This is a genomic window from Bradyrhizobium sp. 2S1 (assembly GCF_011516625.5).
In the GTDB taxonomy this organism is placed as follows: Bacteria; Pseudomonadota; Alphaproteobacteria; order Rhizobiales; family Xanthobacteraceae; genus Bradyrhizobium; species Bradyrhizobium septentrionale.
Genome location: NZ_CP147717.1, coordinates 1,876,864 through 1,901,708, shown reverse-complemented (window position 1 = coordinate 1,901,708; position 24,845 = coordinate 1,876,864). Strand labels below are relative to the sequence as shown.

The window sequence follows — 24,845 nt, the reverse complement described above, 5'->3', positions numbered from 1 at the left end:
AGGTAGTGGAACGCCGCCCGACTGCTGTGAAAACAATGCGAAAGCGAAAGCAAAACGAAAGGGTCCCGCGCTGCGGTATTTGCGCCAGATGATGTGCCCGCCTTGGAATCAACCAAAAGCCGTTCGACTGGCTTGGCAAGCCCGGCGATCCCCACTATTAGGTCGCCGGACCGGGGCCGAGAGGCTATATTCTGATGACGGTCACCGCGGCAGGGCGCGATTAGCGACATTCGCGCGAACAAGGATACGCGGGTTCGAGGAGGTACTTCGTGCAAGAGACGGGCGTGCATAACGGTGCCTTCGGCGCCGACAAATTCGGCTTAAAAAATCTCAAAGGCGTGCATTGGAACTATGGCGCGCCGCAGCTCTACGAGCATTCGTTGCGCAATGGCGAAGCGGTGCTCTCGGCCGATGGCGCGCTTTGCGCGGATACCGGTGAGTTCACCGGCCGCAGCCCGAAGGACAAGTTCACGGTCCGCGACGACCTGACCGACAAGAGCATGTGGTGGGCTGGCAACCAGTCGATCACGTCGGAGCAGTTCGCGGCGCTCTATGCCGACTTCCTCAAGCATGCCGAAGGCATGACGCTGTTCGCGCAGGATCTCTATGGCGGCGCCGATCCGACGCATCGCATCAAGACCCGCGTCTTCACCGAGCTCGCCTGGCACTCGCTGTTCATCCGCACGCTGCTGATTCGCCCCGAGGCGTCGGAGCTCGCGAGCTTCGTGCCGGAACTCACGATCATCGATCTGCCGAGCTTCCGCGCCGATCCGAAACGTCACGGCTGCAAGTCGGAGAACGTCGTCGCGATCGATTTCGCCCGCAAGATCGTCCTGATCGGCGGGTCTTATTATGCCGGCGAAATGAAGAAGAGCGTGTTCACCACGCTGAACTTCTACCTGCCCGAAAAGGGCGTGATGCCGATGCACTGCTCGGCCAATGTCGGCCCCGACGGCGACAGCGCGATCTTCTTCGGCCTGTCCGGCACCGGCAAGACCACGCTCTCGGCCGATCCCAAGCGCACGCTGATCGGCGATGACGAGCACGGCTGGAGCGCCGACGGCATCTTCAATTTCGAGGGCGGCTGCTACGCCAAGTGCATCAAGCTCTCCGCCGAGGCCGAGCCCGAGATCTACGCCGCCAGCAAGCGCTTCGGCGCAGTGCTGGAAAACGTCGTGCTCGGCGCCAACGACCGCGTGCCCGATTTCGACGACGGCTCGAAGACCGAGAACACCCGCTCGGCCTATCCGCTCGATTTCATCCCGAACGCTTCGCGCACCGGCCGCGCGCCGCATCCGAAGAACGTGGTGATGCTCGCTGCCGACGCCTTCGGCGTGATGCCGCCGATCGCCAAGCTGACGCCGGCGCAGGCGATGTATCACTTCCTGTCCGGCTACACCGCGAAGGTCGCGGGCACCGAGCGCGGCCTTGGCAACGAGCCGCAGCCGGAATTCTCGACCTGCTTCGGCTCGCCGTTCCTGCCGCGCGATCCGTCGGTCTACGGCAATCTGCTGCGCGAGCTGATCGCCAAGCACAATGTCGATTGCTGGCTGGTCAACACCGGCTGGACCGGCGGCAAGTACGGCACCGGCCGCCGCATGCCGATCAAGGTGACGCGCGCGCTGCTCACCGCGGCGCTGAACGGCAGCTTGCGCAATGCCGATTTCCGCACCGACAAGTATTTCGGCTTCGCGGTGCCGACCTCGCTGCCGGGCGTCGAGCCGCACATCCTCGATCCGATCAAGACCTGGGCCGACAAGGTCGAGTTCGACAAGACCGCGCGCGCGCTGGTCGGCATGTTCCAGAAGAACTTTGCCAAGTTCGAAGCGCAGGTCGACGCCGAAGTCCGCGCCGCCGCGCCGGAAGTGAAGCTGGCGGCGGAGTAGTTCGCGCGCTGATACGTGATTTGAAAAGGCGGCCCTCGTGGCCGCCTTTTTTATTGCAGTTGTCTTCCTCTATCCGCGCGACACGTCCTCGTTCCGTCACCCTGAGGAGCCGCGCAGCGGCGTCTCGAAGGGTCGACGGCCACCAGCCGGGCCGTGCATCCTTCGAGGCTCGCAAGTGCTCGCACCTCAGGATGACGGGTCCAGAGGCGGAGTGCGCTTCGCTATTCGCTACTCGCCCATCTCCGGCAGCACTGCGTTGCTTGGCGTCTGGCGGTCGGTAATCTGCAGGCCGAACAGGCTGCCGATCAATTCGACCGCGACGCGCGCGGTGCGGCCGCGCTCGTCGAGGAAGGGATTGAGCTCGACGATATCGAGCGAGCGCACCAGCCCGGAATCGTGCAGCAGCTCCATAATGAGGTGCGCTTCCCGATAAGTCGCGCCGCCAGGCACCGTGGTGCCGACGCCGGGCGCCACCGCCGGGTCGAGGAAGTCGACGTCGAACGAGACATGCAGCACGCCGTTCTTTGCCCTGACGCGCTCGATGACGCGGCGGGTCAGCACGGCGACGCCGAACTCGTCGATCTGGCGCATGTCTGATATCGCGACATTGCGCTGACGCAGCAATTTGCGCTCCAGCGGATCGACCGAGCGGGTGCCGATCAGGTCGAGCTGATCGGGCGGGATCGAGGCGCGCGGCAGGCCGCCGAGCAGGTCGTCGAGGCCAGGCTCGCCGCACAGGAAGGCCGCGGACATGCCGTGCATGTTGCCGGTGATGGTGGTGGCCGGCGTGTTGTAGTCGGCATGCGCGTCGACCCACAGCGCGAACAGCGGCCGGCCCTTTTCCTGCCAGTAGCGCGCGACGCCGTTGATCGATCCCATCGACAGCGAGTGATCGCCGCCCATGAAAATCGGAATCGCGCCGGAATGCGCCAGCCAGTAGGCGCGCTCGGAGAGCGCGCGGGTCCAGGTCTTCACCTCGTCGTAGAATCTGGTGTTCGCCGGCACCGGGCCGTCGGCGACAACAGCCGGGATCGCGAGGTTGCCGTGGTCGTCAACCCTAAAGTCGAGTTGCTCGAGCAGGCGCGCGATACCCGCGGTGCGCAGCGCATCCGGTCCCATCAGCGGGCCGGCCTGCGATGCGCCGATCTCGATGGGAACGCCCAGCAAAGCGATGCGCGATGGTCTGGAATTGTCGGCTTCGGACATGCGGCGGTGCTCCCAAAGGCGTGAAACAGAAGCGACGCGCCAATGTTCCCTCAACCTCTGAAATAGGCAATCCGGTCGCAACAGACCAATGTGGATATGTGCGCTGCGCCTCGGTTTGACGCGTTTTCTTCACGCGAACCGGTGCCCATTCCGCATCAAGTGCGGGACAGGCCCCGCTTGAAAACGCTACGCCTTGAAATAGGCGATCTGCGTCGTGGTCGCCAGCAGGCGGCCGGAGGGCGACCATAATTCGCCGTGCTGGTCGCCATAGCTCTTGTGGAAGGTCTTGGCGTCGGCTGTGGCGAGCACGCGGGTGGTGTCCTCTGTGTCCAGGTCCGCCGCGTCGGCGTGGAAATAGGTCGTCAGCGACACCGTGCCGAACGGCACCAGCTCGTGCCGGGCATGAAAGACGCGGCCGAAGAAGGCGTCCGACATCGACATCAGCGACAGCGCATCAAGCTTGCGCGGCACGCGGTCGGCGATCCACATCTTGGAATAGGCGCTCGACGGCTCCTTCGGGGCGCTGCCGCTGAACTTCGGCTCGCCCTCGGCGAAGCGGAAATCGTACTGGTTGGCCCAGGTCATCGCGAGCTTCGGATAGGACCGCAGCTGCTCGAACGGCACCGCGCCGGGAAAGTCGGCCGGCTGGTGCGACCACGAGGGCCGGCGCTCGGCGAACACCGAGGTCGCCAGCGTCGCGACCTCGCCGCCGCCCTGCGTCATCTCGACCGACCAGTGCTGGCTCGAACGATTGGCCTTGACCAGGCGGACATCGAGATCGAACGCGCCCTCGGCGACCGGCGCGCAGTAGTTGACCGTCAGTGCCAGCGGATCGCCCGCGCGCTGCGGGTGCTGCATCAGCGCCCGCAGGATGGTCGCCGCCGTGCAGCCGCCGAACGGGGCGACGAACGCCCAGTAATCCGGGCTGGTCCGTCCCTGCCAGCGGCTGTCGCCGGCGGTCACGGCAGTGGCGTCATCGAACAGGTGCGGGGTCTTGGTGAGCATGCAAATCTTTCAATACGGCTAGCGCTTCCGTCGTTGCGAAGAGCGACGACTTGTCCGCCGGAGCCTCGGCGAAGGCGGAAGCAGTCCATCGATCCGCATGTGGGGTGCGATGGATTGCTTCGCTACGCTCGCAATGACGCTCGACATGCAATATCCCGGCACGGACGCCGAATTCAATGACGCCGGACGTAATCGATTTCCGCGTCGCGGGATTAGCCCTTCGCCTCGCGCTGAACGCCAAGCTGCGGCGAGACCGTCGAATGCACCGGCACGTGCCAGATATCCTCGGCATATTCGCGGATGGTGCGGTCGGAGGAGAACCACGCCATGCGCGCCACGTTGAGGATCGAAGCGCGGGTCCAGGCGGAAGGCACGCGCCAGCGGGCGTCGATGCCGCGTTGCGCGTCGTAGTAGGAATCGAAATCGGCGGAGACCATGTAGTGGTCGAGGTAGCGCAGCGCGTGCCCGATCGAGGCGAAGCGGGCGGGATCGCCGGGCGAGAACTCGCCGCTCTCGATGGCGCGGATCGCGCGCTCCAGCCGCGGTGAGTTGCTGATCGCGTCGCTGGCGTCCAATCCCTGCTTGCGGCGGACCATGACATCACCGGCCTCGAGGCCGAAGATCGCGATGTTTTCCTCGCCGACATTGTCGCGGATCTCGATATTGGCGCCGTCGAGCGTGCCGATGGTCAGCGCGCCGTTCAGCGCGAGCTTCATGTTGCCGGTGCCCGAGGCCTCCATGCCGGCGGTCGAGATCTGCTCGGAGAGATCGGCGGCCGGGATGATCACCTCGGCGAGGCTGACATTGTAGTCGGCGAGGAAGACGACCTTCAGCTTGCCGCCGAGCGATGCATCGTTGTTGACGATTTCGGCGACGTCGCTGATCAGCTTGATGATCAGCTTGGCGTAGCGGTAGCTCGCCGCCGCCTTGCCCGCGAAGATTTTTACGCGCGGCACCCAGTCGCGTTGCGGCTCGTCCTTCATCGCGTGGTACAGCGCGATGGTCTCCAGGATGTTGAGCAGCTGCCGCTTGTATTCGTGGATGCGCTTGATCTGCACGTCGAACAGCGCCGACGGGTCGACCTTGATGCTGTTGCGCTCGCCGATCAGCCGCGCCAGCGCCAGCTTGTTGTGATGCTTGACGTCGCGGAAGCGCTTCTGGAATTCGAGGTCGCTCGAATGGGTCTCGAGCCGTTCGAGCAGCGAGAAGTCGTCGAGCACGGCCTCGCCGCAGGTCTCGCGCAGCAGCGCGGTCAGCCGCGGATTGGCCAGCATCAGCCAGCGGCGGAAGGTGATGCCGTTGGTCTTGTTGGTGATGCGCGACGGATAGAGATGATGGAGGTCGTGGAACACGGTCTCCTTCATCAGGTCGGAATGCATCGCCGAGACGCCGTTGATGCGGTGCGAGCCGACGAAAGCAAGCTGGCCCATGCGCACGCGGCGACCGCTCCGCTCGTCGATCAGCGACACCGAGGCACGATACTCGATATCGCCGGGGAAGCGTTCCTCGGCGAGCGCGAGATGCGCCACGTTGATGCGGTAGATGATCTCGAGATGGCGCGGCAACAGCCGCTCGAACAATTCGACCGGCCAGGTCTCGAGCGCCTCCGGCAGCAGCGTGTGATTGGTGTAGGATAGCGTCGCGACCGTGATCTTCCAAGCCTCGTCCCAGCGGAAATTGTGCAGGTCGACCAGGATGCGCATCAGCTCGGTGACCGCAAGACTCGGATGGGTGTCGTTGAGCTGCACGGCGGCCTTCTGCGCGAGGCTGCGCAGGCCGCCGTCGGAGGCGAGCTGCCGCTTCACCAGATCCTGCAGCGACGCCGAGACGAAGAAATATTCCTGGCGCAGCCGCAGCTCGCGGCCCGCCGCGCTCTCGTCGTTCGGATAAAGGAATTTGCAGATCGCTTCGGCGCGCGCCTGCTCGGCGCTGGCCGAGACGTAGTCGCCGCTGTTGAAGACATCGAGCTGGAGCGGATCGGGCGCATGCGCCGACCACAGCCGAAGCGCGTTGACGTGCTGGCCGCGCCAACCCACGATCGGCGTGTCGTAGGCCATCGCCTCGACGGTTTCCGCCGGGTGCCAGGTGGCGAGGTCGCGGCCGCGGTCATCGACATGCTCGACATGGCCGCCGAAGTGGACGTTGTAGACCACCTCGGGCCGCTGGAATTCCCAGGGATTGCCGAAGGCGAGCCACTCGTCGGGATATTCCTGCTGCCAGCCATGGTTCATGATCTGGCGGAACAGGCCGAAATCGTAGCGGATGCCGTAGCCGGTCGCGGGGATCGCCAGCGTCGCCATGCTCTCCATGAAGCAGGCCGCCAGCCGTCCGAGGCCGCCATTGCCGAGCGCCGCATCCGGCTCGCATTTGCGCAGCTCCGAGAGGTCGACGCCGAGGTCGCCGAGCGCGGCCGCGAACACCGGCAACAGCCCCATATTGTTCAGCGCGTCGGTGAACAGCCGGCCGATCAGGAACTCGAGCGAGAGATAATAGACGCGCTTGGCGCCGGCGTCGTAGCTCTGCTTCTCGGCCGTCAGCCAGTGGTGCACGATGCGGTCGCGCAGCGCCAGCGTCGCGGCCTTGTACCAGTCGCGCCTGGTCGCAACGGTGGCGTCCTTGCCGATCGCAAGCCGCAGCTTGGCCAGGATCGCGCCCTTGATCTCGGTCAGCGCCAGCTCATCGATCGGCTGGTTCAATGCCGGGTAGTTTGTTTGTTCCTGCAACGCCCAATCCCTGCCGTTCAGATTTCCGGATCATGATGCGATCATAATGTCCGGATCATGCCCCAACCCGATGATACGCGTGTTGCATGGCAATCAAAACCGCCCGAAACGTTGCCGTGCACAGCGCTGCCGACATTTTATGCAAGGACCGGGCCGATTTAGGGGCCTTCGGAACCGTCGTTGCCGGTGCTACGATCGACCATGAAAGCCTAAATCTTGCGGCAAGTTGGCGGAGGATGCGTGATGAGACTCTTGATCGAGATCGCGGCCGCAGCATTGCTCATGGTGTGCATCACGGCGACCAGCGCGGCTTATGCAGCGGGCAAACTCGGCCGCAGCGCCGACGGCCTGAGCTGCAGCTTCAGCGTGGCGCAGAATGCCTCGCCGGCCGCGCGCTGCGCCGCCATCAAGCGGCAATGCGGCGGCAAGTTCTACGCAAATGCTTGCGGTGACAAATTGCTGTCGGCGGCGAATTAAGCCGGCGCGCAAGGCGTTTCACGCGCAGTCGGGAACACCGTGGTGATACGGATTCCCAGAACTTAACGAGTTCTTTACAAACGAACTGTCGCCCGTGGGGCGGGCACATTTTTAAGCTCCGACGCATTTCATTCCGAAGCAATTTTCAACGGGCCGCTGACATTTGTCGGCGGCCCGAATTGCTTTTTGAGCCGCGTATCCGCTCTCCCACGCAGGCTTGTTTCGCACCTCCATCGTCGTCCTGGCGAAAGCCAGGACCCATTACCCCAACCGTCAAATGAGGCCCGACCGGTCGTTCCAATCCGGGTTTTCTGCTTCGATCAACTTGATCTTCCAATCGCGCTTCCAGAGCTTCAGCTGCTTCTCGCGGGCAATAGCTTCCTGCGCCGTGGCGAATTCCTCGACATGAACGAGACGGAAGACCTTGTATTTGTAGACAAACTTGGAGCCTCGACCGAGCGGTGCAATTCCAACCTGGCGCCTATATCGTTCGTGGTTCCGATATAGAGCGTGCCGTGATGGCGGCTCGCCAGGATGTAGACGTAGTAGCTGCCCGCGGCGCTGATGGGTGGCCCGAACTCGCTCAATAATGACCTGTCGGGGTAATGGGTCCTGGCTTTCGCCAGGACGACGGCGTCTTTTGACGCCGATCGTCCGCATCAGAACGAATTAAGAACACTTTAGCAAGTCTTTGATATATCATTGTGATTCGGCGCCTGTGCCGACACAATATCTATGGTCTCTCAGTCTCCACGAGGACTACATGTCCACCATCGCGTTCGATCCATTCGCCCTGACCCGGATTGCCGATTTCGCGCGGTCGCTGTCGCGGCTGCATCAGGCCTCGCGTCGCCAGCCGATCGACGACGATCAGCTCGATCGCGAATTCAACGCGGTCTGCATGTCGATCTGGAGCTACACCACCGATGATTTCGGCGACGAGTTGTTCTCATCAGAGGATCACGCCTGGCTCGACGCGCTCGATGAAGCGCATGCGCGCATCTTCGCCGCCGAGCACGGTTACGATCTGGTCGACGATCACGGCATGCTGACGGATTGGTGGGGCTATTGCTGGATGATCCTCGCCGAGAAGCGCGGCATCCTCAACCCGGAGAACCGCGCGGCCGCGCGCGCCGCGATCGAGGAGAAATACATGGCCGCGCCAAACGTGATCGGCGTGATCGTGGCGCGGTAGCAATTTGTAACGTCGTCATTCCGGGTTCGATGCGTCGCATCGCCCCGGAATGACGACTTAGCCCATCAGTTCACTTCCGCGCGCCTCGCCGGCTTTGGTGTCGTCATCTTAGGAACAGCAGACGACGGCGCCGACGGCGCGACATCGCTTCTGGTCTCCGGCAGCGGCGCGTCGCCGGCGAGCTCGGCGCTGACGGGAGCGACCTTCATTTCGCCAAGCCGCGCGCGGACCGCCGCTGTCAGCCCGGGATAGGAGGCGATCGGCGTGAAGTCGAAGGATTGCTCGTTGCCGACACGCACGCCGGTATAGGCGACGAGGCCATCGGTGGTCGCGATCACGTCGCCGGCGCGCAGCGAGGCATCGAGCGCGAGGTCGACCGGCGCAAGCCCGGCGGGGTCGCGGCCGTTGCAGGTGCAGTCGGCGCGCAGCGCCTTGCGATAGGCGAAGGCGTTTTCACTGTCGGCGTAGCGCTCGCCGGTGGTCGATGCGGCACTGTCGATATGGCCGCCGTAATAGACCTTGGTCGCGCTCGCCGGACAGAAGGCCTGGCAAAGTTGCGCCGGCGTTGCGTTGCCGCGCATGGTCAGCGGAAAATATTTGCCGTCGCAGCTGCGCACACAATAAGCGGGCCCGGAACCGGCCACGCGCGGTGCCGAGATGGGCGCGGACGTCTGCCGTTCCTGTTGCTGATTGAGGCCGAACGGATCGGCGGATTGGCCTGTGGCGGGGCCTGCCGGCCCTGCTGCTTCTGGGAACCGCCGAAGAACAGGTCGAACAGCCCTTCGGCCGAGACGGGTGCGGGCACGACCAGGGCGGAACCCGCAAACGCCGCGGCGGCAAGCATCACGCGGCGCCGCATGCGCCGATCACTCAACTCTGTACGCAACGTCAACTCCACCCGACGCACCACGCCGCGGCGACAAGGAGCCCCGGCGGATTCACCATAGTGCGGGATGGTAAACGAGCGATTGATCGAGGGTGACGGCGTCACAGGAAGAAGGCGAGGTTGCGCGAACCTCTCTTTACCTCGCCCCGCTTGCGGGGAGAGGTCGGATCGCATCGCAAGATGCGATCCGGGTGAGGGGGTACAGGTCTCACCACGTTCACGGCTCGTGGAAGCAGCCCCTCACCCCAACCCTCTCCCCGCAAGAGCGGGGCGAGGGAGAAGAGAGAAACCGTCAGCCCTTCAAGAATTCGCCGGCCTTGTACAGCGCGCGGAATTGCAGCCCGGCTTCGGCAAACGTCTCCGTCGCGCCTTCCTCGCGGTCGACCATGGTGAAGACCAGCGCGATCTCGCCGCCGGCCTCGCGCACGGCTTCCACGGCCTTCAGCGCCGAGCCGCCGGTCGTGGTGACGTCCTCGACGATCACGATCCGCTTGCCCGCCAGGGTCTCTCCCTTGGCCAGCCCTTCGACGGCAAGCCGCGCGCCGTGCTCCTTCGGCTTCTTGCGCACGAAGAAGGCGGCGATCGGGTGGCCCTTCAGCCAGGAGAGCTGTGCGATGGCGCCGGCCAGCGGCACCGCGCCCATCTCGAGCCCGCCGACGAAATCGAGCTTGTCGTCCTTCAGCGCCTCATAGGTGAGCTCGGCGAGCAGGGCTGCGCCTTCGGGATCGAGCATCGTCGGCTTCAGGTTGAAATAGAAGTCGCTCTTGCGGCCCGACGCCAACGTGATCTTGCCGCGGCCGAACGAACGCTTGCGGATGATCTCGGCGAGGCGGGCGCGGGAGGCTGATTTGGACAAGGCTTTTTCCCTTTGGGGGCTTCTTGGGGGTTTGCGGCGGCCGGCAATCTATCGGCGGTCTCCAACACATTCCAGCGGGTAAATCCCGCCGTCAACAGTGCCCGCGCCGCCATTTCAGCGCAGCCGTGTGCGGAAAGCGCGGGTTGTGCCATCAACGGGTTCCCCCTAAAGCAAGCGCCAAACACTTGCGAGGGAAGCGGAAATGTCCATCGACCTGCACACCTGGAACACGCCCAACGGCCGCACGATCTCCGTCGCGCTGGAGGAAATGGGCCTGCCCTACAAGGTGATCCCGGTGAATATCGGCAAGGGCGAGCAGATGGCGTCCAGCTTCCTCGAAATCAGCCCGAACAACAAGATCCCGGCGATCGTGGACCCCGACGGTCCCGGCGGCAAGCGCGTCAGCATCTTCGAGTCCGGCGCGATCCTGCTCTATCTCGGCGAGAAAACCGGCAAGTTCCTGCCGAAGCCGCTCACCGAGCGGATTCCGGTCTATGAGTGGCTGATGTGGCAGATGGGCGGTTTCGGCCCGATGCCGGGCCAGGTGCATCATTTCATCGCGCTGGAGGACGAGCAGGACCGCGCCTATGGCCTGAAGCGCTACATGGCCGAGACGCGGCGGCTCTACGGCGTGCTGGACCGCCGGCTGGATGGCCGCGACTTCGTCGCCGGCGATCTCTCGGTCGCCGATTTCGCCATCCTCGGCTGGGCCTGGCGCCATCCGCGCCACAAGGTCGATCTGGCCGACTTCCCCAACGTCAAGCGCTGGTACGAGACGCTGATGGCCCGCCCCGCCACCAAGCGCGGCATGGACGCGAAGCTGGATTGATCTTCTCCCTCGCCCCGCTCTTGCGGGGAGAGGGCTGGGGTGAGGGGCGGTGCCGCAAAGACGGTGAGAATTGAATTCGCGGTGAGTCCCCCTCACCCGGATCGCATCTGACGATGCGATCCGACCTCTCCCCGCAGGCGCAGGGCTGTCCGGGGAATGATTCACTGTGTCGCGGTGCATGCTCGGCAAAACCGAGGCAAATCGGTCTTTTCTGGTTGTCGAGACACAGAAGGCCGAGCATGCGATTTCGCGATAGCATTTTTAGTAGGCTGCTTGAACCGATCAATCGGCGGCAGTTTCAGACGGCTGTGGATCGTCTGGACGGGGATGCCTACGACAAGTCGTTCAAGAGCTGGGATCACCTGGTAGCGCTGATCTATGCGCAGTTGAGCGGGAACAACAGCCTGCGCGCCGTGGTGACCGGCTTCAACGCCAATCCTCAGCATCACTATCATCTGGGCACCGGCAGGTTGTCCCGCTCGACGCGGTCGGATGCCAATACCCGCCGCCCGTCCAGCATTTTTGCGCAAACCTTTGCACGATTGTCGGCGATGGCAAGCCGGCAGTTGCGGGGCGAAGGCAAGGAGATGGTGCGCCTGATCGACGCCAGTCCGATCCCGCTTGGCAAAGTTTGCACCTGGGCGGTGTGGAACGGCCGCATCCGCGGCATGAAGCTGCACGTGGTCTACGATCCCAAGGGCGATATCCCGAAGTGCGTCGAGGTGACGGCTGCCAACGTCAACGATATCGAGATCGGTCGCCAGACTCCGATCCAGGCCGGCACAACCTACGTGTTCGACAAGGGATATTGCCGTTTCGACTGGTGGCAGAAGATCAATGATAGCAAGGCTTTCTTCGTGACCCGGCCGAAGACGAGCATCCGGCTACGCGCGGTCAGGCATCGCACCATCCGCAACAGCAAGGGGGACGGCTTCAGGATCATCGTCGACGACGAGGTGAAGCTCACCAGTAAGGGCGACTCGCGTTTGCCGATACCGCTGCGGCGCATCAAGGTCAGGCGGGAGAACGGCGGCGTGATCACGCTTCTCACCAACGATACGACCCGAACGGCCGTCGAGATCGCCGCCCTCTACAAGAGCCGGTGGCAGATCGAACTGCTGTTCCGCTGGATCAAGCAGCACCTCGACATCCGCAAGTTCCTCGGCACCAACGACAATGCAATCCGCCTGCAAGTGCTTGCTGCGATGATTGCCTACCTACTGTTGCGCATTGCCGCGCGGACCAACTGCATCAAAATGCTGCCGCTCAGGCTCGCCGAACTCGTCAGCCAGTTCCTGTTCACCCGGCGAGCCTTCGCCAGCATCGACAAGCCTCCGCCAATCAACCCTAGCCGCCGCAAATGCAGAACGCCCCTCAACCAGATGGAACTCTGCTATGGTTGAATTTCCCCGGACAGCCCTGCCGCAGGCGGGGCGAGGTAAGAAGCTCACGCCCTCCTTGCCTCGAGCGCCATCTTCATCGCAAGCCCTGCGAGCACCGTGCCCATCAGCCAGCGCTGCACCAGCAGCCAGGTCGGGCGGGTGCCGAGGAACACCGCGATCGAGCCGGCGGCGAGCGCGATCATCGCGTTGACGCTGACGCTGATCACGATCTGGATCGAGCCGAGCGCGAGCGACTGCGTCAGCACGCTACCGCCTGTGGGATCGATGAACTGCGGCAGCAGCGCGAGATAAAGCATCGCGATCTTCGGGTTCAGCAGATTGGTGACAAAGCCCATCGCGAACAGCTTGCGCGGGCCGTCGACCTTCAGCGTCTTGACCTGGAATGGGGAGCGGCCGCCGGGCTTCAGCGCCTGCCACGCCAGCCAGAGCAGATAGGCGGCGCCGGCAAAGCGCAGCGCGTCATAGGCGTAGGGGATGGCAAACAGCAGCGCGGTGATGCCGAATGCCGCGCACAACATGTAGAACACGAAGCCGAGCGCGACGCCGCCGAGCGAGACGATACCGGCCCCGGGGCCTTGCGTGATCGAGCGCGAGATCAGGTACATCATGTTCGGGCCCGGCGTCAGCACCATGCCGAGGCAGACGAGTGCAAAGCCGAGCAACGCGGATGTGTGGGGCGTGATGGCTCTCGCGAGGGGATACACGCATGTCTAGCGTGTCGTCCGCCGCGCGGCCATGCTGGAATTGCTCTCGGAGCAATGTAGCCGCGAACATGGTGTGAGGGCTCCCTCTCCCGCTTGCGGGGGAGGGCGGGGTGGGGGTGTCTCCGCGCAGAATCTTTCAGCGGTGAGAGCCCCCACCCGCCGCGCGCTTCGCGCGCGTCGGCCTCCCCCGCAAGCGGGAGAGGCAAGAAAGCTAATGCGCCTCGTCCCAATTGTTGGCGGCGCGGGCGTCGACCTGCAGCGGCAGCGACAGGATCACCGCGGGGAAGGGCGCATCCTGCATCACCTTTTGCACGACGGGCAGCGTCGCCGCGACTTCGCCGTCGGGCACCTCGAAGATCAATTCGTCATGCACCTGCAGCAGCATCTGCGCCGAGAGCTTCTTCTCGGCGAGCGCGCCCTCGACCCGGATCATGGCGCGGCGGATGATGTCGGCCGCGGTACCCTGCAGGCGGGCGTTGATTGCGGCGCGTTCGTTGAAAGCGCGCACCGAGGCGTTGGACGCCTTGATATCAGGGTAATAGCACTTGCGGCCGAACAGCGTCGTCACATAGCCATTGCGGCGGCAGAAATCCTTGGTCTCGTCCATGTAGGCGCGGATGCCAGGGAAGCGCTCGAAATATTTCTTGATGTAGGCCGAAGCTTCCTCGCGGGCGATGCCGAGCTGGTTGGCGAGGCCGAACGCCGAGATGCCGTAGATGATGCCGAAGTTGATCGCCTTGGCGCGGCGGCGCACCTCGCTCGGCATGTCCTTGATCGGCACGCCGAACATCTCAGACGCGGTCATGGCGTGAATGTCGAGCCCGTCGCGGAACGCCTGGCGCAGCACCGGCACGTCGGCGATCTCGGCAAGCAGCCGGAGTTCAATCTGGGAATAGTCGGCCGACACCAGCTTGTGGCCCGGCGTCGCGATGAAGGCGCGGCGGATTTTGCGGCCGTCCTCGGTGCGCACCGGGATGTTCTGCAAATTCGGCTCGTTCGACGACAGCCGGCCCGTCGTGGTCGCAGCCAGCGCGTAGGTGGTGTGCACGCGATGGGTCTGCGGGTTGACATAGGTCGGCAGCGCGTCGGTATAGGTCGATTTCAGCTTCGAGACCTGGCGCCACTCCAGGATCTTCTTGGGGAATTCGAGACCCTGTTCGGCGAGGTCGTCCAGCACCTGCGCGGTGGTCGACCACGCGCCAGTCTTGGTCTTGGTGCCGCCGGGCAATCCCATCTTGCCGAAGATGATGTCGCCGATCTGCTTCGGGCTGCCGACATTGACCGGCTCGCCGGCGATCTGCTGAATCTCGGCCTCGACCCGCGCCGCGGTCTGGGCGAAATCACCCGACAGCCGCGACAGCACCTGGCGGTCGATCGAGATGCCGCGCCGCTCCATCCGCGCCAGCACCGACACCAGCGGCCGTTCCAGCGTCTCGTAGACCGTCGTCATCCGTTCGGCGACCAGGCGCGGCTTCAGCACGCGCCACAGCCGCAGGATCAAATCGGCGCTCTCGGCGGCGTATTCGGTCGCCTTGTCGATCGTGACCTGATCGAAGGTCAGCTTGCCCTTGCCGCTGCCGACGAGGCCGCCATAGTTGACGACGGCATGCTCGAACCAGCGCTCGGCGAGTGAGTCCAGCGCATGCGAGCCGCGGCCGGCGTCGAGCGCGTAGCTCATCAGCTGCGCGTCATCGGTGTTGCGCAAGGTGATGCCGTGCTGCGCCAGCATCACCGAGGTGAACTTGACGTTGAAGCCGACCTTCTGGATGCCGGCGGACTCCAGCAGCGGCTTCAGCACCGCAAGCGCCTCGGCAGCCTTGATCTGGCCGGGTGCGAGGCCTGCATCGAACAGGCCGGCGCCGCCGCCGGGCTGCCGGTGGCTGAGCGGCACGTAGCAGGCGTCGTTCGGCGCCAGTGCCAGTGCGAGCCCCGAGAGCTCGCCCTGCATCGGGTCGATCGATTCAGACAGCGCCTCGATCGCGACATAGCCGGTGTCGGGCACGCGGGCGATGAAGGCCTTGAGCTGGTCGAGGCTGCCGATCGCCTGATACGCCTTGCGGTCGAAGCCGGTGTTGCGGATCGCTTCGCCGCGGGTCTCCGCCAGTGCGGCCGGCGTGCCCTTCAGACTGGAATTCTTGTCGTCGCGCGCGCCGCTTGGCTTGCCGCGCTCTTTCGACACTGACGTTGCAGGTGCAGAGGCCGCCGATCCGTTTCCGGGTGCAGGCGTCACGTCCGACGGCGGCAGCGGCGAGAACACGCTGGCGCCGCTCTTGTTGCCGGGATCGGCATCGACATTGGCGGGATCGATCTGCGCGTATTCGCCGACGCGGCGGGTGAGGGTGGAGAACTCCATCGCCTTGAGGAAGGCGATCAGCCGGCGCGAGTCGGGCTCGTGCACGGCAAGGTCGTCGAGCGGCACCTCGAGCGCGACCTTGTCGTCGAGCAGCACAAGCTGGCGCGAGATGCGGGCCTTCTCGGCGTTCTCGAGCAGCGCCTCGCGCCGCTTCGGCTGCTTGATCTCGCTGGCGCGGAACAGCAGCTGATCGAGGTCGCCATATTCGATGATCAGCTGCGCCGCGGTCTTGATGCCGATGCCGGGCACGCCGGGAACGTTGTCGGTGGAGTCGCCGGCCAGCGCCTGCACCTCGACCACCTTCTCCGGCGGCACGCCGAATTTCTCGATCACCTCGTCGCGGCCGATGCGGCGGTCCTTCATCGTGTCGTACATCAACACCTTGTCGGTGACGAGCTGCATCAAATCCTTGTCGGAGGACACGATCGTCGTGGTCGCGCCGCGCTCGCTCGCCAGCCGCGCATAGGTCGCGATCAAATCGTCGGCCTCGAAGCCTGACTGTTCGAGGCAGGGCAGGTCGAAAGCGCGCACCGCCTCGCGGATCAGCGCGAATTGCGGGATCAAATCGTCCGGCGCCGGCGGCCGGTGCGCCTTGTAGTCGGGATAGAGCTTGTTGCGGAAGGTGATCTCCGACTTGTCGAACACGATCGCCAGATGCGTCGGCCGGTTGTCCTCCGGCATGTCGCGCAGCAGCTTCCAGAGCATGTTGCAGAAGCCAAGCACGGCATTGACCTGCAGCCCATCGGACTTGCGGTTCAGCGGCGGCAGCGCGTGATAGGCGCGGAAGATGTAGCCCGAACCATCGACCAGGAAGACATGGTCGCCCTTCGCCGCGGGCCTGGTAGCAACGGGCTCGGCGGCAACGGGCTTGGGGGAGGTCTTTGGGGCTGATTTGGCGGGGTCTGTGGAGGCTGTTTTCGGCATGGCCGAAACTTAGGGATTTTTGCGCGGATTGACAGCCTTTGCTGTGTGGATTCTGGGTGTGCCGCACAGCCAAATCGATGGATTTGACGGTGCCATCCCGTCATCCTGAGGTGCGAGCGGAGCGAGCCTCGAAGGATGAACGGCCCGACTGGTGGCCGTCGACCCTTCGAGACGCCGCTTCGCGGCTCCTCAGGGGCAGCTGCGGAATAGATTATGCCTTGTCGCCGGTCGGCGAGAACAGATAGCCGCCGCCCCGGATGGTCCGGATCACCGACGGCTTGGTCGGATCGAATTCGATCTTGCGGCGGATCCGCATGATGCGGAGGTCGACGGCGCGGTCGAAGGCTTCCGCATCGCGCGCATTGGCGAGTTCCAAAAGCCGCTCGCGCGACAGAACCCGCTTCGGATTGGCCGCGAACACCTTCAGCAGGCCGAATTCGGAGGCCGTCAGCGGGTGCTCATTGCCTTCGTCGTCGCGCAAGGCCTGGGCCTCGAGATCGAGCCATTTGGTGCCGAACCGCACCAATTGCTCCTTTTCGGCCTTTGCACCGGCCGGCTCCGGCGTGGCTGATTTCGCGGGGCCGCTCCGCCGCAGCACCGAGCGGATGCGCGCCATCAGCTCGCGCAGCTCGCAGGGTTTTGCCACGTAATCGTCGGCGCCGAGTTCGAGACCGACGACGCGGTCGATCGGGCTGGCAGTAGCTGTCAGCATGATGACGGGCACATTAATCTTGCTCTTGAGGTCGCGAATGATCGACAGCCCGTCCTCCTCGGGCATGTTGAGGTCCAGCACCACGAGATCGGGCGTGCTGCTCTCGATCTCCTTGCGCAGGCTCTTGCCGCCGTCGCACAGCGTCACGCCAAAGCCGTGCATCTTGAGGTAATCGCCGACCATCTCGCGGGCCGGCGCCTCGTCGTCGACGATGAAGATATGCGGGTTCTGGTTCATGATGTCTCTGTCGCCGGCAGTGTAACCGTAAAGGTCGACCCCTGTCCGGGACCGGGGCTCTGAGCGGTCACATGGCCGCCATGCATGTCGATGATGCGCTTGACGATGGAGAGGCCGAGGCCGGTCGAGCTCTCGCCCGCGGTCGGCTTGGCCGACAGCCGCTGGAACCGGCCGAACAGCCGCCCGAGATCCTCGGGGCTGAGGCCGGGGCCCTGGTCGGAGATGCGGATCACGGTGTCTTCGCCCTCGTGGCTGACCGAGACCGTGATCTTGCCGCCGATCGGCGAGTATTTGATGGCGTTGCTGACGAGGTTGTCGATCGCCTCGCGGATCCGGTCGGAGTCGCACATCGTGACGAAATGCTGCGGACCCGAGACCGAGATGCTCTGCTGCTTGTTGACGGCCGAGGGCAAATTGGCCTCGGTGACCTCGTTGACGAGGGCCGCGACATCGACCGGCTCGCGGCGAATGGTGATGTCGAAGGCATCGGCCATCGCATCCGAGATCAGGTGGTCGACCATCGAGGTCAGCCGCTTGGTCGCATCCCGGATGTGCTCGACCTGCGACGTGACGCTCTCCTTCGGCGAGCCGGCGCCGATCAGTTCGGTCAGCATCTCGGTGCGGCCGAGGATCACGCCGAGCGGATTCTTCAGATCGTGGGCGACGGTGCCGAGGATCTCGTTCTTGAAGCCGTTGGCGCGCTGCAGCCGCAGCCACTGCGCCGACAGCCGCCGGTTGGCCTGCATCAGTGCGCGGGTGCGCTGCGCGACGCGGTCCTCGAGCTGGCTGTTGGCCTCGTGCAGCTGCTGGTAGAGGATCACATTGTCGAACGCGATCGACAGCCGGCTCGAGAAGATCTCGACCAGCGCACGGTCGGTGTCGGAGAGCTGGCGCTCGGCCTGCAGCAGCACCACGACCTCGCGGCCGCTGCCGGTGCGCGAATAGAGCACGCTGCGGTGGTCGGCGAACTCGTTCTTGCGGCGCTGGAATGCCGCCTCCACCATGTGTCGCAGGTCCGGATCGAGCGCCCTCGACGAGGTGGTGCCGATGAAGCGGCTGTAGCAGCCCGAGCAGGCCAACACCGAGAAATCGCATGCGGCTGCGTTGCCGTCGTCGCGCAGCACTAGGATCCCGGCGCAATCGACATTGAGCAGCGAGGCGAGCTGGGTCAGCACGCCTTCGGCGAGACGCTGCATCGACTTGAAATCGTACAGGGTCGAGGCGGCGTCGATGATGATCTCGAGGCCGCGCCTTGTCTGCACCATGCGCTCGAGCTGCTGGTAGCTGCGCAGCGCCGCCGTCAGCGAGGTGAACAGCTTGTCGGCGGTGAGCTCGGTCTTCGCCTTGTAGTCGTTGATGTCGTACTGCACGATGACGCGCCGTTCCGGCGCCTGGCCGGGCTGGCCGGTGCGCAGGATGATGCGGACGGTCTCGTTCTTGATCTCGTTGCGGATGAACTCGACGAGCTCGAGGCCGGCGACGTCGGTCTCCATGATGACGTCGAGCAGCACGGCTGCGATATCAGGGTTGTCCCGCATCAGCGTGCGGCCTTCGGCCGCGGAGTAGGCCGAGAGGATTTCCAGCGTCGCACCGTTCAGATTGTAGTCGCTGAGCGCGAAACGGGTGCCTTCATGGACGGCGTGATCGTCGTCGATGACGGCGATCTTCCATTTGCGGGCCGACGAGTCCTCCGGGGGGCTCTCGGTATCGTCGATCAGTTGGAGGACATCGTCCTGTTCGGCCATTGACTGGTTCCGTCAGCTGCTGCGTCAGTGATCGTGGGCTGGCCCTTGGCGATCCTGGGCATGATAATGCGAAAAGTGGTGCCTTGTCCTACCCTTGACTCCAGCATCATGCGTCCGCCGAGCTGCTGGGTGACCAGGTTATAGACGATATGGAGGCCGAGACCCGTACCACCTTCGTTGCGGCGCGTCGTAAAGAAGGGGTCGAACGCCTGCCGCTGCACGTCCGGCGTCATGCCAGCCCCGTTATCCGCGAAGATGATTTCGACATCATCGGCGCCGCGGCCGCGGGCCGAGATCGTGATGTTGCCGGAGCGGCCGTCGGCGAAGGCATGATTGACGGCGTTGAGGAAAAGATTGGTTAAAATCTGCCCATAGGCGCCCGGATAGCCGTCGATCAGGAGCCCCTCGGGCACGTCGACGGACAGCGCGATGGCGGCCTTCTTCAGGACCGGCCGCAGGCTCGCCACGATCTGGTCGGTCGATTCGCCCAGGCTGAACTGGCGTCGTTCGGCATGCGAGCGGTCGACGGCGACCTGCTTGAACGACTGGATCAGTTCGCCGGCGCGCTGCAGGTTGGAGACCAGCTGCTGCGAAGCGTCGCGCGAGGCGCGCACGAAGTCATCGAGCTTGGAGCGGCGCAGCGGCTCGGTCTTCAGGTCGTTGTCGAACATCTCGGCGCGGCGGGCAAAGCTCGAGGCCACCGTCAGGCTGATGCCGATCGGGTTGTTGACCTCGTGGGCGACGCCGGCCACGAGGCCGCCGAGCGCGGCGAGCCGCTCGGCATCGATCAGGTTCTGCTGCGCGGCATTGAGCTCGAGCAGCGCGCTTTCGGCCTTCTCCTTGGAGGTCCGCAGCTCGTCCTCGGTCTTGCGCTTGGCGATCGCGTTTTCGCGGAACACCTCGACCGCGCGCGCCATGGCGCCGACCTCGTCCCTGGCCGAGGTGCCCTGCACCGGCCGGTCGAGATCGCCCGAGGTGATCGTGCGCATCGCGGCCATGATCTGCGCGAGCGGCAGCCGGATCGACAGTGCGATCATGACGCCGGCCGACATGATGACGCCGAGGAAGACCACGGCAATCGACAGCACCCGGCGCGAAATCGAGGACAGCGTCCTGTCGAACGTCTCCTGCGCCTTCTGCTCGCGCTGGCGCATCTTCACCGAGAGATCGTCGATCGCGCCGATCGCGTCGGCCTGGCTGGCGTCGATCGAGTTGCGCAACAGGTCGGTGCGGTTGGTGAGTTGTTCGCTGAGCTTGCCGAGCCCGTCGCGCAGCTCGGCGGTCTTGACCTTGAGCCGCGCCAGCGCCATGCGCTGCAAATCATTCTCGGCCATATCGGTCATGACCGGGATCGTCTTCTCGATCGTATCGATGTTGCGGCGGGCCTCCTCGGCCGACGACGAGGCGAGCGAGAGATAGTAGGCGTTGGCGGCGACCAGCAGCGAGGTGAACGCCTCGCGCGACTTGCCGAGTGCGGGCCAGATCAGCGCATCGCGATGCCCGGTCGCGCCCTCGATGATCGAATAGAGCCCGGCCATGTCCTTGGTCGGCGTCAGCACCTGTTCGTCATAGGTCTTGGAGATCTTGGTCTGCAAGGTGCGCAATTCACCGAAGCCGTCGAGGAGGCGGCTGGTGACGCGTTCCAGCTGCTCGACCGAGCCCGACAGCATCGGGTCGGTCGAGGCCCGGTTCGTCAGCGTGCCGAGCACGGCCTCGCGCAGCAGCAGGATTTCCGCGAACAGGTCCGGGCTCGGCTGGTTGATGTAGCGGTGGATCAGGTTCTGCAGCCGGCTTGTCTCGCTTTCGAGCTTGGCCAGGATCTTGTCGGATTCCCGCAGCTGGCGGACATCTTCCCAGGCGGAGCCGAGCACCTTCGAACCGTTCCAGATCAGCACCGCGAGCACGATCACGACCGCGGAGTTGAGCAGCGCGATCGAAAGAATGCGCCAGCGGATCGGCACCGCACGCAGCAACTGGACGATACGGAAACGGCCCTGCGGCCCAAAGGCCGCCGGCCGCCGTGTCTTCCTGTCCTGTTTGGGTGCAGCCAAGATCCGGTTACTCCATGTTGCGGATGCGTTCGATCAGCGCTGATAGAGCGGGATCGCGCTCGGCCCTGGCATAGATACCGGCCATCGCCGCCTCGAACGGCTTGCGGTCGAAGTCGGTCACGACCTTGACGCCCGCGAGTTCCGCCTGCTTGCGCGAGCGCTCCTCGAGCTCCCGCCACTTGTCGCGCATATAGATGCTGGAGCGCTGCGCGGCATCGCGGAAGATGGTCTGCTCGTCCGGCGAGAGGCTGGCCCAGGCCTTGCGCGACATCACCAGCACTTCCGGGCTCATGGTGTGCCGGGTCAAGGTGTAGTAGCCGGCGTATTTGTAGTGGCCGGTGGTGACGAAGGACGGCCAGTTGTTCTCCGCGCCATCGATCAGCCGGTTGGCGAGCCCGGTCAGCACCTGGCCGTAGGGCATTTCGACAGGCTGGGCGCCGAGCGCGCGGATCATGTCCGACATCTGTTCGGATTGCTGCACGCGCAGCCGCAGCCCCTTGAGGTCGTCGAGCGAGCGCACCGGGCGGACGCTGTTGTAGATCGAGCGGGCGCCGGAATCGTAGAAGGTCTATCCGACGAAGCCATGGGCTTCGAAACTGTTCAGGATCTCGGTCCCGATCGGTCCGTCCAGCACATGTTGCAGGTGCTCAAGCGACCGAAACAGGAACGGCATCGCCAGCACGTTGACCGATGGCACCATGGTTCCGATCAGCGCGACGTTGGTCCGGTTCAGATCGATGGCGCCGGCCCGGGTCTGTTCCAGCGTCTCCTTTTCCTCGCCGAGCTGGCGGGAATGGAAGACCACGATGCGGTGCCGGCCGGAGGTCCGCTCGGCGATCAGGCGGTCCATGTAATTCAGTGCCTGAACGGTCGGATAGTCCTCATTCTGGGTATCGGCAGTGCGGAATTCGCGCGCAGAAAGGCTCGCCGAAACCGCTGTCCATAACAGCGCGACGGCAAGCATCATTGTCCGCGAAAGGCCGGCGCGGCGGTACACAGGCTACAATTCCCCTTGTGATTTGTGTCCAGGGCGGGAGAAAAAGGTTCAATGCTTTCTAGCAGAACGTCGGTGGTTCGCCCATCGGCCAAACGTTAAATCCGCGGTTCAACCTGCGGTGTCGATTGAATCCGGGGTTGTGGCGCCTTATGACTGCGCGCTGGCATCGAGGAACAGCTCGTCGTGAAGTTCGCTTTCAAACTCCTGCAACTCACCGTGGCGGCCCTTCTGCTTGTATCGCCCGCGCAAGCTGCGACCGAGATCATGTGGTGGCACGCGATGTCGGGTGAGCTCGGCAAGCAGCTCGAGAAGCTCGCCGCCGATTTCAACACCTCGCAGTCCGACTACCGGATCGTGCCCGTCTACAAGGGCAACTACACCGAAACCGTCACCGCGGCGATCTTCGCCTTCCGCTCGCGCAGCCAGCCGGCGATCGTTCAGGTCAACGAGATCGCCACCGCAACCATGATGGCGGCGCGCGGCGCGATCTATCCGGTGTTCGAGCTGATGCGCTATCAATCGGAGGCGTTCGCGCCATCGGCCTATCTGCCCGCGGTGGCCGGCTACTATGCCGATGTCGATGGCAACATGCTGTCGTTCCCGTTCAACGCCTCGACGCCGATCCTCTACTACAACAAGGATATGTTCCGTTCGGCCGGGCTGGATTCGAGCCAGCCTCCGAGGACCTGGCCGGAGCTCGGCATCGCGGCCAAGCGGCTGCGCGCCGCGGGCGCAATGTGCGGGGTGACCACGTCGTGGCCGTCCTGGATCAACGTCGAGAATTTCTCCGCCTTCCACAATCTGCCGATCGCGACCAAGGCCAACGGATTCTCCGGGCTCGACGCGCAGTTGATCTTCAACAACCCGCTGCTGGTGCGCCATATCGCGCAGCTCGCGCAGTGGCAGGCCGACAAGACCTTCGACTATAGCGGCCGCGGGCAGTTGGCCGAGCCGCGCTTCCAGAAGGGCGAGTGCGGCATCTTCATCGGCTCGTCCGGCACCCGCGCCGACATCAGGGCCAACTCGAAATTCGAGGTCGGCTACGGCATGATGCCGTACGATCCCGACGTGCAGGGCGCGCCGCAAAACTCGATCATCGGCGGCGCGACGCTGTGGGTGCTGCGCGACCGGCCGCGCGCCGAATATGCCGGAGTGGCGAAGTTCTTCGCCTATCTGTCGCGGCCGGAAGTCCAGGCGGCCTGGCACCAGAACACGGGTTACTTGCCGATCACCCGCGCCGCGTTCGATCTCACCCGCACGCAGGGCTTCTATGATCGCAATCCCGGCGCCTCGATGTCGATCGAGGAGGTCACGTTGAAGCCGCCGACCGACAACTCGAAGGGCATCCGCCTCGGCTCGTTCGTCCTGATCCGCGATGTGATCGAGGAGGAGCTCGAGCAGGTGTTCGCCGGCAAGCGTACGGCGCAGGCCGCGATGGACAACGCCGTCGAACGCGGCAACCGCCTGCTGCGCCAGTTCGAGCGCGCCAATCCGGACCGGTGATCGTGCAGCCAGGCTGCTAACTGCTTCTCCGTCATCCTGAGGAGCCGCGAAGCGGCGTCTCGAAGGATCGACGGCCACCGTCGGGCCGTGCATCCTTCGAGGCTCGCTCCGCTCGCACCTCAGGATGACGGGGAGAGATTGGGCTACGAGATTCCTTGAAATGATATCCCTTCCATCCCTGACCACCTACGACACCTACCGCGCCTGGCGCAGCGACACGTCGCGCTGGCTGCCGGTCGCGCGCGATATTGCCGACGGCCATGGGCTGTCGTGCGCTACCCCGCATGTGTTCTCGACCGGCACCAATCTCGTTATCGGGCTCGACGGTGAACTGATCCTGAAACTGTTTCCACCGTTTCTGCGCCCGCAATTCGTCTCCGAACGCGGCGCGTTGGCGGAATTGCGCGGACGGCTCGGCTTTCCGATTCCCGACCTGGTCGCGGAGGGCGAGCGTGACGGCTGGCCGTATCTCGTCATCACCCGCCTGTCCGGCACCGTCGGCTCGGAGGTGTGGCCGTCGCTGTCGGAGGCCGAGCGGGAGCGCGTGCTCGCCGAGATCGGCGCCGTGATTGCCGAAGTACAGCGCGTGCCGCCCGGCCGCCTGCTTGCGATCGAGCCGCGCTGGGAGGCCTTCATGCGCGGGCAGATCGCGCAGTGCCGGGCGCGGCACGAGCGGCTCGGCCTGCCGGCGAAATTCCTCGCCGGGCTCGACGATTTGCTGCGGGACGCCGCCGAACTGATCCCGATGGAGGCGCCGCCGGTGATCCTGACCGGCGAGTACATCCCGGAGAATTTCCTGCTGGAGCGCCGGGCCGACGGCTGGCACGTCGCCGGCCTGTTCGACTTCGGCGATGTCCGGACCGGGTGGGGCGAGTACGATCTGCTCGGTCCCAGCGCCTTCATGGCCGCCGGCCATCCGCGGCTTGTGCGCAGCCTGTTCGACGGCTTTGGCATCGCGCGTGCGGACGTGACATTCGCGCTGAAGCGGCGGCTGATGGCGCTGCTGATGCTGCACTGGGCCAGCGATCCGCTCCGGCACATCTGCATCGAGGGGTGGCCGAATCGGGTCGACGATTTCGTGCAGCTTCAGCAGTTGATCTGGCCGGACTATTATTGAACGCCGCAATTCCGGGATCGCCGTCAGTTCTGACTC

Annotated in this window: 16 protein-coding genes and 3 pseudogenes; 7 read left to right on the top strand and 12 right to left on the bottom strand. The window is 64.6% G+C overall.

The annotated features are described in order from the left end of the window. Positions 1-269 precede the first annotated feature (269 nt). Positions 270-1,886 (top strand): phosphoenolpyruvate carboxykinase, encoded by a 1,617-nt coding sequence (locus tag HAP54_RS09075; RefSeq protein ID WP_166299449.1) that lies wholly within the window; start codon positions 270-272, stop codon positions 1,884-1,886. 228 nt (positions 1,887-2,114) lie between these two features. Here HAP54_RS09075 and rocF read toward each other — a convergent pair whose 3' ends face one another. From rocF to HAP54_RS09060, 3 genes are all read right to left on the bottom strand, one after another. Then, positions 2,115-3,092, bottom strand: a complete 978-nt coding sequence (gene rocF / locus HAP54_RS09070) for an arginase (protein ID WP_166299448.1) — start codon at positions 3,090-3,092, stop codon at positions 2,115-2,117. Between the two features lie 186 nt (positions 3,093-3,278). Beyond that, a complete protein-coding gene (locus tag HAP54_RS09065) occupies positions 3,279-4,097 on the bottom strand; it encodes an acyl-CoA thioesterase (protein WP_166299447.1) in 819 nt (272 codons plus the stop codon). A gap of 212 nt (positions 4,098-4,309) precedes the next feature. Next, positions 4,310-6,820, bottom strand: coding sequence for a glycogen/starch/alpha-glucan phosphorylase (locus tag HAP54_RS09060; protein WP_166299446.1), 2,511 nt, complete (start codon positions 6,818-6,820; stop codon positions 4,310-4,312). 243 nt (positions 6,821-7,063) lie between these two features. On the opposite strand from HAP54_RS09060, the gene HAP54_RS09055 reads away from it, so the two are divergent. Continuing rightward, positions 7,064-7,297, top strand: a complete 234-nt coding sequence (locus HAP54_RS09055; RefSeq protein ID WP_166299445.1) for a hypothetical protein — start codon at positions 7,064-7,066, stop codon at positions 7,295-7,297. A gap of 273 nt (positions 7,298-7,570) precedes the next feature. Here HAP54_RS09055 and HAP54_RS09050 read toward each other — a convergent pair. Beyond that, positions 7,571-7,863, bottom strand: a pseudogene (locus HAP54_RS09050) (GIY-YIG nuclease family protein). A 197-nt stretch (positions 7,864-8,060) separates the two neighbouring features. On the opposite strand from HAP54_RS09050, the gene HAP54_RS09045 reads away from it, so the two are divergent. Beyond that, positions 8,061-8,492, top strand: a complete 432-nt coding sequence (locus tag HAP54_RS09045) for a hypothetical protein (protein ID WP_166299444.1) — start codon at positions 8,061-8,063, stop codon at positions 8,490-8,492. Between the two features lie 65 nt (positions 8,493-8,557). Here HAP54_RS09045 and HAP54_RS09040 read toward each other — a convergent pair. Both HAP54_RS09040 and pyrE read right to left on the bottom strand, forming a co-directional pair. Then, positions 8,558-9,351: pseudogene (locus HAP54_RS09040) on the bottom strand (DUF2865 domain-containing protein). 319 nt (positions 9,352-9,670) lie between these two features. Beyond that, the gene (gene pyrE / locus HAP54_RS09035) at positions 9,671-10,234 is read right to left on the bottom strand and encodes an orotate phosphoribosyltransferase (RefSeq protein ID WP_166299443.1); all 564 of its coding nucleotides are present in this window, start codon (positions 10,232-10,234) and stop codon (positions 9,671-9,673) included. Between the two features lie 202 nt (positions 10,235-10,436). Here pyrE and HAP54_RS09030 point away from each other — a divergent pair, with 202 nt between their 5' ends. Further along, positions 10,437-11,063, top strand: a complete 627-nt coding sequence (locus HAP54_RS09030) for a glutathione S-transferase family protein (RefSeq protein ID WP_166299442.1) — start codon at positions 10,437-10,439, stop codon at positions 11,061-11,063. A 239-nt stretch (positions 11,064-11,302) separates the two neighbouring features. Beyond that, positions 11,303-12,466 (top strand): IS4 family transposase, encoded by a 1,164-nt coding sequence (locus HAP54_RS09025; protein WP_166298915.1) that lies wholly within the window; start codon positions 11,303-11,305, stop codon positions 12,464-12,466. Positions 12,467-12,510: 44 nt separating this feature from the next. On the opposite strand, the gene HAP54_RS09020 is transcribed toward HAP54_RS09025, so the two are convergent. The 6 genes and pseudogenes from HAP54_RS09020 to HAP54_RS08995 all read right to left on the bottom strand — a co-directional run bounded on the left by HAP54_RS09020 (position 12,511) and on the right by HAP54_RS08995 (position 22,156). Further along, positions 12,511-13,098, bottom strand: a complete 588-nt coding sequence (locus HAP54_RS09020) for a LysE family translocator (RefSeq protein ID WP_166307610.1) — start codon at positions 13,096-13,098, stop codon at positions 12,511-12,513. Between the two features lie 283 nt (positions 13,099-13,381). After that, positions 13,382-16,447 carry a DNA polymerase I gene (gene polA / locus HAP54_RS09015; RefSeq protein ID WP_166299441.1) on the bottom strand — a complete coding sequence of 1,022 codons (3,066 nt, stop codon included), beginning with the start codon at positions 16,445-16,447 and terminating at the stop codon, positions 13,382-13,384. 211 nt (positions 16,448-16,658) lie between these two features. Then, entirely contained in the window at positions 16,659-17,396 is a 738-nt protein-coding gene (locus HAP54_RS09010) for a response regulator (RefSeq protein WP_166299440.1), read from the bottom strand. Further along, positions 17,393-19,141 (bottom strand): ATP-binding response regulator, encoded by a 1,749-nt coding sequence (locus HAP54_RS09005; RefSeq protein WP_166299439.1) that lies wholly within the window; start codon positions 19,139-19,141, stop codon positions 17,393-17,395. The genes HAP54_RS09010 and HAP54_RS09005 overlap by 4 nt, the downstream gene beginning before the upstream one ends. Then, the gene (locus HAP54_RS09000) at positions 19,111-21,102 is read right to left on the bottom strand and encodes a sensor histidine kinase (protein WP_176422278.1); all 1,992 of its coding nucleotides are present in this window, start codon (positions 21,100-21,102) and stop codon (positions 19,111-19,113) included. The genes HAP54_RS09005 and HAP54_RS09000 overlap by 31 nt, the downstream gene beginning before the upstream one ends. A gap of 97 nt (positions 21,103-21,199) precedes the next feature. Then, positions 21,200-22,156: pseudogene (locus HAP54_RS08995) on the bottom strand (TRAP transporter substrate-binding protein). A gap of 216 nt (positions 22,157-22,372) precedes the next feature. Between HAP54_RS08995 and ugpB the strand changes: the two are divergent. Next, the gene (gene ugpB, locus HAP54_RS08990) at positions 22,373-23,692 is read left to right on the top strand and encodes a sn-glycerol-3-phosphate ABC transporter substrate-binding protein UgpB (RefSeq protein WP_176422263.1); all 1,320 of its coding nucleotides are present in this window, start codon (positions 22,373-22,375) and stop codon (positions 23,690-23,692) included. A gap of 160 nt (positions 23,693-23,852) precedes the next feature. After that, positions 23,853-24,809: an aminoglycoside phosphotransferase family protein gene (locus HAP54_RS08985; protein ID WP_175619394.1), complete on the top strand. Its 957-nt coding sequence runs from the start codon at positions 23,853-23,855 to the stop codon at positions 24,807-24,809. The last annotated feature ends 36 nt before the right edge of the window (positions 24,810-24,845 follow it).

Excerpts from the sequence above, each read along its gene's own strand:
- rocF (WP_166299448.1), bottom strand. The coding sequence starts at position 3,092 with ATGTCCGAAGCCGACAATTCCAGACCATCGCGCATCGCTTTGCTGGGC.
- HAP54_RS09045 (WP_166299444.1), top strand. The coding sequence starts at position 8,061 with ATGTCCACCATCGCGTTCGATCCATTCGCCCTGACCCGGATTGCCGAT.
- HAP54_RS09020 (WP_166307610.1), bottom strand. The coding sequence starts at position 13,098 with ATGGTGCTGACGCCGGGCCCGAACATGATGTACCTGATCTCGCGCTCG.
- HAP54_RS09010 (WP_166299440.1), bottom strand. The coding sequence starts at position 17,396 with ATGAACCAGAACCCGCATATCTTCATCGTCGACGACGAGGCGCCGGCC.
- HAP54_RS09065 (WP_166299447.1), bottom strand. The coding sequence starts at position 4,097 with ATGCTCACCAAGACCCCGCACCTGTTCGATGACGCCACTGCCGTGACC.
- polA (WP_166299441.1), bottom strand. The coding sequence starts at position 16,447 with ATGCCGAAAACAGCCTCCACAGACCCCGCCAAATCAGCCCCAAAGACC.
- HAP54_RS09025 (WP_166298915.1), top strand. The coding sequence starts at position 11,303 with ATGCGATTTCGCGATAGCATTTTTAGTAGGCTGCTTGAACCGATCAAT.
- HAP54_RS08985 (WP_175619394.1), top strand. The coding sequence starts at position 23,853 with ATGATATCCCTTCCATCCCTGACCACCTACGACACCTACCGCGCCTGG.
- HAP54_RS09055 (WP_166299445.1), top strand. The coding sequence starts at position 7,064 with ATGAGACTCTTGATCGAGATCGCGGCCGCAGCATTGCTCATGGTGTGC.
- HAP54_RS09005 (WP_166299439.1), bottom strand. The coding sequence starts at position 19,141 with ATGGCCGAACAGGACGATGTCCTCCAACTGATCGACGATACCGAGAGC.
- HAP54_RS09030 (WP_166299442.1), top strand. The coding sequence starts at position 10,437 with ATGTCCATCGACCTGCACACCTGGAACACGCCCAACGGCCGCACGATC.